General features: G+C 74.9%; 7 protein-coding genes. 2 read left to right on the top strand and 5 right to left on the bottom strand.

Annotated elements, in window-relative coordinates; translation table 11 throughout:
• Positions 1-1,491, bottom strand: a 1,491-nt coding sequence (locus C1J01_RS42125; RefSeq protein WP_111184641.1) for a potassium/proton antiporter, incomplete at its 3' end; no start/stop codon positions are given.
• A 186-nt stretch (positions 1,492-1,677) separates the two neighbouring features.
• Between C1J01_RS42125 and C1J01_RS42130 the strand changes: the two genes are divergently transcribed.
• Both C1J01_RS42130 and C1J01_RS42135 read left to right on the top strand, forming a co-directional pair.
• Complete coding sequence (locus tag C1J01_RS42130; protein ID WP_111184642.1) at positions 1,678-2,697, top strand: HAMP domain-containing sensor histidine kinase; 1,020 nt, start codon at positions 1,678-1,680, stop codon at positions 2,695-2,697.
• On the top strand, positions 2,694-3,353 hold the full coding sequence (locus tag C1J01_RS42135) for a response regulator (RefSeq protein ID WP_111184643.1): 660 nt from the start codon (positions 2,694-2,696) through the stop codon (positions 3,351-3,353). Before C1J01_RS42130 ends, C1J01_RS42135 begins: the two co-directional genes overlap by 4 nt.
• Here C1J01_RS42135 and C1J01_RS42140 read toward each other — a convergent pair whose 3' ends face one another.
• The 4 genes from C1J01_RS42140 to C1J01_RS42155 form a co-directional block, all read right to left on the bottom strand.
• The gene (locus tag C1J01_RS42140; RefSeq protein ID WP_111184644.1) at positions 3,354-4,295 is read right to left on the bottom strand and encodes a hypothetical protein; all 942 of its coding nucleotides are present in this window, start codon (positions 4,293-4,295) and stop codon (positions 3,354-3,356) included.
• A complete protein-coding gene (locus C1J01_RS42145; protein ID WP_111184645.1) occupies positions 4,292-6,718 on the bottom strand; it encodes an AAA family ATPase in 2,427 nt (808 codons plus the stop codon). The genes C1J01_RS42140 and C1J01_RS42145 overlap by 4 nt, the downstream gene beginning before the upstream one ends.
• Positions 6,718-7,857: an exonuclease SbcCD subunit D gene (locus C1J01_RS42150; RefSeq protein ID WP_111184646.1), complete on the bottom strand. Its 1,140-nt coding sequence runs from the start codon at positions 7,855-7,857 to the stop codon at positions 6,718-6,720. The genes C1J01_RS42145 and C1J01_RS42150 overlap by 1 nt, the downstream gene beginning before the upstream one ends.
• A gap of 15 nt (positions 7,858-7,872) precedes the next feature.
• Positions 7,873-9,609, bottom strand: a 1,737-nt coding sequence (locus C1J01_RS42155) for an ATP-binding protein (protein WP_235855033.1), incomplete at its 5' end; no start/stop codon positions are given.

The raw sequence follows: 9,609 nt of genomic DNA on the forward strand, positions 1-9,609 counted from the left end.
GGCTCTGGGGGTGCCCGTGTGCCAGCGGGCCAGCCGGCCGCCGCGGCCGACCTCGCGCAGGCGATCCTCCACGGCCGTGCGGGTGGCGCCGGTGGTGACGATCAGCGCCTGGTCGCCCTGGAGCAGCCGGGTGCCGCCGTCCGGCACGAACGTCCGGCCCTCCCGTACGACGAGCGTGACCACGGCCGGGCTCGGCAGGCGCAGCTCGAAGATCTCCACGCCGTGCAGCCGCGACCCGGGCGGCACGGTGAGGGTGAGCAGCTCGGCGCCGACCGTGTCCAGCGGCGCCGACTCGATGTCCACCTCCTGCGGCTGGTCGGCCCGCGCCACGCCCAGCAACCGCCCGACGGCGGGCAGCGTCGGCCCCTGCACCAGCGTGAAGACGACGACCAGGACGAACACGATGTTCAGCAGCGTCCCGCTGCCCGGCACGGCCGCCACGATGGGGAACGTGGCCAGCACGATCGGCACCGCCCCGCGCAGCCCCGCCCACGAGATGAACGCCTGGTCGCGCAGCGGTACGCGGAACGGCGCCAGGCACGCCACCACCGACAGCGGCCGGGCCACCAGCAGCAGCACCAGCCCGGCCAGCAGCGCCGGCACCACGGCCGAGCCCAGCTCGCTCGGGTCGACGAGCAGCCCCAGCATGACGAACAGGCCGATCTGCGCCAGCCACGCCAGCCCCTCGGCGAACGACCGGGTGGCGGCCCGGTGCGGCAGCACCGCGTTGCCCAGCACGATCCCCGCCAGGTACGCGGCCAGGAACCCCGAGGCGTTCGCGGCTCCCGCCGCCGCGAAGGCGAGGATGCCCAGCCCCAGCGTGGTCAGCGGGTACAGGCCGCTGGCGGGCAGGGCCACGTACCGCAGCGCGGCCACCCCGATGCGGCCGACGACGAGCCCGACGACCGCTCCGACGGCCAGCTGGTAGCCCACCTGGCCGGCCACGTCCACCGGATCGGGCAGCCCGGCCGTGGTGCTGAACACGAGCACGAGGATGACCGTGGGCGCGTCGTTGAACCCCGACTCGGCCTCCACGATGCCGGCCAGCCGCCGCGGCAGCGGCAGCGCCCGCAGCACGGCGAACACAGCGGCGGCGTCGGTGGAGGACACGATGGCGCCCAGCAGCAGCGCCAGCCGCCACTCCATGCCCAGCAGCAGGTGCGCGCCCGCCGCGGTGACCACGACGCTGACCGCCACGCCGAGGGTGGCCAGCAGCGCCGACGGGGACAACATCCGGCGCAGGTCGTTCCACCGGGTGCTCAGCCCGCCCTCGATCAGGATGATCGCCAGCGCGGCGGTGCCCAGCGTCTGGGCGAGCTGGGCGTTGTCGAAGTCGATGCCGAGGACGTCCTCGCCGAGCAGCAGGCCGAGGGCCAGGAACAGCAGCAGGCTGGGCAGGCCGAGCCGCGCGGCGGTGCGCGCGGCGGCGATGGAGGCGAGCAGGACGACGCCCCCGGCGAGCAGGACGCCGTACAGCTGCTGCAAGGTCACGCGTGTTCTCCCGGCCCCTTCTGTCCGTTCTGGTGGGGATCCCCCCATCAGTCTCAGGGTGCGCACCCCACCCCCGCCATCGGTACCGCCACCCATTTAGGGCGGTGCCGGACATGTAGAGACCGCATGCGGTATGGGGGTCGACTCGGATGGACAGTACCCGCTGGTCACGGGCAGGGTGGAGGTATGAATGCTGCAGCGACCAGGTACTCTCCACCCCGCCGGCAGGCGCGCGGGCGTCCGACGGCCTCGGCGCTGTTCCGGCGGATCACGCTCATCAACGGGCTGGTGTTCACCACCGGGTTGACGGTGCTGGCGCTGTCGCCGGCCACGGTCTCCTCGCCGGTGCTGCTGACCGAGCTGCCGATCCTGGCCGCCGGCCTCGCCCTGATGCTGGCCGCGAACGCGTACCTGCTGCGCCGCAGCCTGGCGCCGCTGAGCGCGCTGACCACGCTGATGGAGCGGGTGGACCTGCTGCGTCCCAGGACCCGCATCGCCCAGGACGGCTCGGGCGACCTCGGCGCGGTGATCGCCACCTTCAACGCCATGCTCGACCGGCTGGAGGCCGAGCGCAGCGCCAGCGCCGCCCACGCGCTGGCCGTCCAGGAGGCCGAGCGGCAGCGCATCGCCCGCGAGCTGCACGACGAGATCGGCCAGAGCCTCACCGTGGTCCTGCTCGGGCTCAAGCGCACCCTCGACCGCGCCCCCGCCGAGCTGCGCGAGGAGCTGAGCACCGCCCAGGAGACCGTCCGCGCCAGCCTCGACGAGGTACGCCGCATCGCCCGGCGGCTGCGGCCCGGCGTGCTGGAGGACCTCGGGCTGATGGCCGCCATGAACCAGCTGGCCGGCGAGTTGACCGACGTCAGCGGCGTGCCCGTGAAGCGGCGCTTCGAGCCGCGGCTGCCCGGTCTCGGCGGCGAGGCCGAGCTGGTGATCTACCGCATCGCCCAGGAGGGCCTGACCAACATCGCCCGCCACGCCCGGGCCACCGCCGCCGAGCTGTCCCTGACGGCCGGCGACGGCACCGTGCTGCTGCGCATCGCCGACAACGGGCGCGGCGGCCCCATCGAGGAGGGCACCGGCATCCGCGGCATGCGCGAACGCGCCATGCTCATCGGCGCCGACCTCACCGTCGACGCCCGCCCAGGCCACGGCACCGAAGTACGGCTGAGCGTGCCCCTCCCCGCCGGGGAGGCGTCGTCGTGACCGCCGCGACCCGCATCCTGCTCGCCGACGACCACGCCCTCGTGCGCCACGGCCTGCGGATGATCCTCGACGCCGAGCCGGACCTGACCGTGGTCGCCGAGGCCGGCGACGGCGCCGAGGCGATCGAGCTGGCCACCCGCGCGGGTGCCGACGTCGACCTGGCCATCCTCGACATCGCCATGCCGCGCCTGACCGGCATCCAGGCCGCCCGCGAGATCTCCCGCCGCGCCCCCGGCATCCGGCTGCTAATGCTCTCCATGTACGACAACGAGCAGTACTTCTTCGAGTCCCTCAAGGCCGGCGCCTGCGGGTACGTGCTCAAGTCGGTGGCCGACCGCGACCTGCTGGAGGCGTGCCGGGCCGCCATGCGCGGCGAGCCGTTCTTCTACCCGGGGGCGATCACCGCGCTCATCCGCGACTACCTGCAGCGCCACCGGCAGGGCGAGACGATCCCCGACTCGGTGCTGACGCCACGCGAGGAGGAGATCGTCAAGCTCATCGCCGAGGGCCACTCCAGCAAGGAGATCGCCGACATGCTGGTGATCAGCGTCAAGACCGTGGACCGGCACCGCGCCAACATCCTGGCCAAGCTCGGCCTGCGCGACCGGCTGGAGCTCACCCGCCACGCCATCAGGGCCGGGCTGATCGAGCCCTGACTAGCCGGCCGCGGTGCGCAGCGCGCGGTAGAGCAGCCGGCCGTCGCCCAGGTGGTGGCGCAGCAGCTTCTCCAGGCCGCCGATCGGGATGAGGTTCTGCGGCGCGCGCGGGTCCTTGTAGTCGACGCCGGCCAGCGGCGGCAGGGCGAGCGTGACCGCGTCGGCCAGCCGCACCGCCTCGGCCGGGTCGAGGTCGGCGCTGGCCTCGCAGCGCGCCACCCCCGCCCACGGGGCGGACGACTGGACGGGCAGGCGCACGTACCAGGCGTGCCGCCGCCAGCTCGTGCCCATGAGGAACACGGGCGTGCGCTGCCCGGCGGCGAGCGCGCCGACCACGGCGGACTGGGCCGGCGGCAGGTACGCCGTGTGGTGCGTCTTGATGTAGCCGACCGTGCGCGGCAGATGCGTGCGCCCCCGCAGCGGCCCGTCGACCAGCAGCAGGTCGTCGTCGTGCGAGCGGTGCCGCACCGCCAGGTCCACCTCCAGCTGGGTGACCTGCCGCTGCAGCGCCAGCGACAGCTCCTCGAAGCTCGCGTCGGCGGCCCGGCCGGGCAGGTAGGTGGCGTGCGTGGTCTTGACCTCGGGCGCGTGCGGTGAGGCCGAGATCAGCGTCCGGTTGACCTGCACGTCCACCAGGTCGGCGCCGCCGGGCCCGCACCGGACGATCCCGGCCGCGTACGAGGCGGCGATGCCGGGCACGGGCATCGGCGCGTCGGGGTCGTGCACCCACACCCGCGCGTCGATCCGGCGCACGCCGTCGGCCACCAGCAGCGTGCCGGGGGCCGAGACGCCGGGGCCGGGCGTGACGGGCTTCCAGTCACCGGCCGGCCGCTCGACGTCGAGGACCAGCTCGGCGCTGGTGGAGCCCATCTCGGAGAGGTTCTCGACGGCGAGGGCGGCGGCGTAGCCGGGGTCCCACGGGTCGACGGTGAAGCCCGTCATGGAGCGATGGCCGCCTTCCGCACGTGGGAGCCCTTGCCGTCGCGCCTGACCTCGAAGCGCACCGGCACGCGGTCGGCCAGCGCGGGCACGTGCGTGACGACGCCGATCATGCGTTCCTGGCCGGCGGCGAGGCGTTCGAGGGTGGTGGCCACGGTGTCGAGGGTGGCCGGGTCGAGCGTGCCGAAGCCCTCGTCCAGGAAGATCGAGTCGAGGCCGCGGGCGACGGCGCCGGACAGCGCGAGCGCCAGGGCCAGGGCGGCCTGGAACGTCTCGCCGCCGGACAGCGTGCGGGCGCTGCGCCGCATGCCGGCCTCGCCGTAGTCGATGACCTCGATGTCGCCGGTCTTGTCGGCCAGGGCCAGCTCGTACTGGCCGTCGGACAGCTCGCGCAGCGTGTCGGAGGCCGAGGCGACCAGCACGGCGAGGGCCTCGGCGCACAACCAGCGCTCGAAGGCGTTGGCCCGCAGCCGCAGGGCCAGCTCGTGGGCGACCTTGGCCTCGTGCTCCTTGGCGGCGACCTGGCGTTCGAGGTCGGCGGCGCGCCTGCGCTCCTCCCGCAGGCGTTCGAGGGCGCCCTCGGCGCGGGCGACGGCGGTGGCGACGGCGGCGCCGAGCTGGTCGGGGGAGGCGTCGGGAGGAGCGACCACGCCGTGCTCGGCCAGCCGCTCGGTCAGCCGGCGGCGGTCGGCGGCGAGCAGGTCGCGCGCCCGGCCGAGCCGCTCCTCGCGCTCGGTGAGCGCGGCCTGAGCGGCCTGGGCGGCGCGGTCGCGCCAGGCCAGCAGGTCGGTCCAGGCGCGGTGCAGGTCGTCGCGGTCGAGGGGCGGCGGCGGGTCCTCCTGGCGGCCGGCGACGAGCAGCCGGTCGCGGGCGGCCTCCAGCTCCCGCCAGGCGGTCTCGGCCTGGCGTTCGGCCTGCGCGGCGGCGGCCCGCGCCTTGTCGAGCCGGGCGCGGCCGGCCCGCAGCGCCTGGCGGGCCTCGCCGGCGACCTCCTCGGCCTTGGCGATGGCGGCCAGCGTGCCTTCGAGCGCGGCCCGGTCTCCGGGGGCGGGCAGCGCGGCCAGCTCCGACTCCAGCCGGTCGGCCTGCGCGGCCAGCATGGACGCCGACGTCTCGGCGCGGGCGTGCGCGGACCGGGCCCGTTCGGCGCGTTCGCGGGCGCCGGCCAGGGCACGGTCGGCGGTGCGCATGTCGGCGGGCGCGTCGTGGCGGGGCAGCTCGGCGACCGGGTGCCGGCAGACGGGGCACGGCTCGCCGACGGCCAGCCGGGCGACCAGATGAGCGGCGGCGTGGGCGTCGCGCAGGCGTTCGCGCTGGGCCTCCGCGGCGGCCAGCGTCTGCTCGGCCGTCTCCCGCGCGGCGGCCAGCTCGGCCAGCGACGCCGCCGCGGTCCCGGCCTCGGCCCGGGCGCGGGCGGCCTCGGCGGCCCGGCGCTCGCGGGCGTCGAGCGCGGCCAGCGCCGCGCGCGGCGCGCCCCGGTCGCCCAGCGCGGTCAGCGCCTCGTACGCCTCGTGGTCGTCGGCCTCCAGGGTCTCGACCTCGGCGGCCAGCCGTCCGGCCGCCTCCGCGGCGGCGCGGCGGGCCTCGGCCAGCGTGGGCACGGCGGCGGGCATGCGCAGCGACGCCAGCACCGACCGGCGTTCGGCGACGGCGGCCCGCTCCTGCTCGGCGCGGCGGATGTCGTCCTCGCGCGAACGCAGCAGGTCGAGGTCGGAGCCGATGGTGCCGGACAGCCGGCGCAGCGCCGCGAGCCGGTCGGCCAGCTCCCGCTCGGCCTCGTCGGTGGCGCCGGACAGCTTGGCGAGCTGGTCGCGGGCGAACGAGGCGGCCTGCTTGGCGGCCTCCTCCTCGCGGGCGGCGCTCTGCCGGATGCGCTCGTAGACGTCAGCGTCGAGCAGCTGCACCAGCAGGTCCTGCCGCTCGCGCGGCGCGGCGTGCAGGAACTCGGCGAAGCGGCCCTGCGGCAGCACCACGCACTGGGTGAAGAACCGGTACTCAAGGCCGGTCACCCGCTGCGCCTCCGGGGTGACGTTCTCGCCCTCGGCGATCGGCCGCACCACCGTGTCGAAGACCTGGTCGAGGGGTGCGGCCGGGTCGAGCTCGTCGAGCCTGGCCTCCTTGGTGCGCACCGCGCCCCTGGCGTCGCGCACCATCGACCGGGCCACGCCGTACCGGCGGCCGTCGCTGTCGAACACCATCGCGACCTTGCCGGCCGCCACCGAGGGGGCCAGGGCGTGGGCGACGGCGTTCTCCCTGCCCCAGCGGGGCACGGTGCCGTACAGGGCGAAGCAGATCGCGTCGATGATGGTGCTCTTGCCGGCGCCGGTCGGGCCGACGAGCGCGAAATACTCGGTGTCGGAGAAGTCGATCGTCACCGGCTCACGGAAGCTGCCGAAGTGGTCCAGATGGAGCAGAAGGGGGCGCATCAGCCGGTCACCTCGTCGTAGAGCCGGTCGAACAGGGTGGCCACCTGCTCGTCGTGGCGGCCGGTGGCGTTCAGGTACTCGCGGAACAACTCGCGCGGGCTGCGGTCGGGCGAGCCGGCCTTGCGGGTGGCGGGCACGGGCCTGAACCGCTCGTCCAGCACGACGTCCACCGCGCCCGACAACACGCCGCGCACGTCGTCGGCCAGGCCCACGCGGGGTTTCTCCTCCACGATCACCTTGAGCCAGTCGTCGCCCGGCTCGATGGCCTCCAGCTCCTCCAGCGTGCCGCGCACGGTGCGCAGCCGGCGGGCCGAGGCGAACGTCAGCTCCTCCACCACGGCCGGCCGGCCCGGCGTGACCTCGACCAGCAGCGCGCCCGGCGTGTTGCCCTCCTCGCCGAAGTCGACGGCCAGCGGCGAGCCGCTGTACCAGATCGGGCACGGCCCGGGGATCTGCTGGCGCCGGTGCAGGTGGCCGAGGGCGGCGTACTGGGTGGCGGGCGGGAACGCGGTCGGCTCGAAGTAGTAGGAGAAGATCGACTGCGCCTCGCGCTCGCCGCCGCCGAACGCGCCGCCCGGCAGCGTGCCGTGGGTGGTGACCAGGTTGACGGTGTCGGCGTGGAAGCCCGCGGTGAGCGCGCCGATCAGCTCGACGAGGCGGGAGGCGTAGTCGCGGTTGTGGTCGGCGGCGGTGCCGGTGAGCACCTCGGCGGCGCGGACGACGTACCGGTGCGACAGGAACGGCAGCACCGCCAGGCGCACCGGCTCGCCCGAGCGCGCGGTGAAGGCGAGCGTGCCGCCCGCGTCGGGACGCCGGAACGTGCCGAGCACGTGCAGCCCCAGCTTGCCGAGCACCGGCCGGTAGACCTCCAGCAGCTGCGGGTTGTCGTGGTTGCCGGCCAGCACCACGACGTCGCGGCCGTCGCCGCGCAGCGCCATGAGCGCGTTGAGCACCAGCGACTGCGCCTCGGGCGTCGGCGCCGAGGTGTCGAACAGGTCGCCGGCCACGATGACGGCGTCGACGTCGTGCGTACGGGCCGCGCCGACGAGCTCGCGCAGCACCTCGCGGTGCTCGTCGATGCGGGGACGGCCCTTGAGCACCTTGCCCACGTGCCAGTCCGCGGTGTGCAGGATCTTCACGAGACCACCTGGGGGTTAGAAGGGCGGGATGTCGTCTTCGACGCCGGGCAGGCCCTGGAACGGGTCGCCGCCCGCGGCCGTCGTGCGGGCGCTCGGCTGGGTGGCCGCCTCCGCCGGCCGGGTCGCCCAGGCCGGGAACGGGAAGACCACCGCCAGCGGCACCGGGATCTCCGGCTGGGCGACGAACATGGTGCCGGGTTTGGCGATCGTGGCGCGTTCGCGGACGGCCGGGGGCAGCCAGCCGTACTCCGAGCGGGCGGCCTCGGCCGGGTCGAGGCGGCCGGCGACACGCACGGCGCTGTTGGAGACGATGCGCCGCTCCACCTCCGAGGCGGTCTGCTGGGCGCCGATGAGGATGACGCCGAGCGAGCGGCCCCGCTCGGCGACGTCGAGCAGGATCTCCTTGATGGGGGAGTCGCCCTCGCGCGGGGCGTACTTGTTGAGCTCGTCCAGCACCACGAACAGCAGCGGCCGGGCGGTGCCGGAGGACTCCTTGCGGTGGAACTCGCCGCGCAGCACCACGCCGACCACGAACCGCTGCGCCCGCTCGGGCAGGTTGTGCAGGTCGACGATCGACACCTGCGCGTCGGACGTGCGCACCTGGTGGTTGCGGAAGAACGGCAGGTCGCCGCGGACGATCGGCGACAGCGGGCGCACGGCGCTGCGCAGCCGGCGCAGGAAGGCGTTGACGGTGCCGAGCGGCGTCTGCGCGCCCGTCCACTCGCGCCGGGCCTCCTCCTCCTGCAGCTCGTCGGAGAGCAGCTCCACCAGGTCGCCGAACGTCCGGCAGGAGGTGCCGCGCACTCTGACCGCGCCGCCGTCGCCCACCGGCTCGGCCCACGCCTTCAGCCGCGCGGCGACCTGGCCGACCAGCAGGGAGTAGCCGGCCCGCTCGTCGTCGGCGTCGGCGAAGACGAACCGCAGCAGCTCCTCCTCGCAGAACTCCACCAGCGTCCAGTAGAAGGCGCTGACCCCCTGCGTACGGGAGGCGACGTGCGGCACGCCGTTGGGGTCGCCCGGGCGCGGCGGCGCGAACACGTGGACGCTGCCGAACGCCTTGGCGGGCAGCCCCAGCCGGCCGTAGACGTCCCTGGCCCGATCGTCCAGCCGGAGGTTGTCGTGGTCGAGGAAGAGCAGGTCCTCGCCCTTGACGGAGAAGATCAGCGCCTTGGTGTTGGCCGCCTCGCCCGCCAGCACCCCCGAGTTGAAGATCGAGTAGAGCAGGAACGTGGCGAAGGAGGTCTTCGTGGCGACGCCGGAGACACCGGAGATCGACACGTGGGCGCCGCGGGTGCCGTCGAGGAAGTCGAAGTTCACGTAGAGGGGCTGGCCGTCGCGGCCCATCCCGAGGGGGATGCGGCGGTCCATCACGTCGAAGTAGAGCGCCTGGTCGCGGTCGCCGGAGCCGGCGAGGTGGACCTTGGCGCCCGGCAGCGGCGGCACGAACACCTCCGGCTCGACCCGCGTCACCCGCACCTCGGCGACCTCGACCACGGCCGCCGGCAGCGCGCCGTCGGCGATCAGGAAGACGTCGGAGTCGTACGCGGCGCCCTCGTGGCGCGCCTCCACGGTCGTCACCACCCCCGCCACCAGCACGGGGCCGTAGCCGGGCACGTCGCGTCTGGTCACCACCACGTCGTCGAGCTGGACGACCTTGCCCGGCTCCAGGCCGATCCAGAACGACAACGGCGAGGCCGCCTGGGTGCCGAGCACCCGCCCGACCGCCTCACCCGCGTGCCCGCCCGTCTGATG

This window comes from Nonomuraea aridisoli (assembly GCF_003236395.1).
Lineage (GTDB): Bacteria > Actinomycetota > Actinomycetes > Streptosporangiales > Streptosporangiaceae > Nonomuraea > Nonomuraea aridisoli.

Coding starts and splice junctions, on each gene's coding strand:
- C1J01_RS42130 (WP_111184642.1), top strand. CDS start 1,678: ATGAATGCTGCAGCGACCAGGTACTCTCCACCCCGCCGGCAGGCGCGC.
- C1J01_RS42140 (WP_111184644.1), bottom strand. CDS start 4,295: ATGACGGGCTTCACCGTCGACCCGTGGGACCCCGGCTACGCCGCCGCC.
- C1J01_RS42145 (WP_111184645.1), bottom strand. CDS start 6,718: ATGCGCCCCCTTCTGCTCCATCTGGACCACTTCGGCAGCTTCCGTGAG.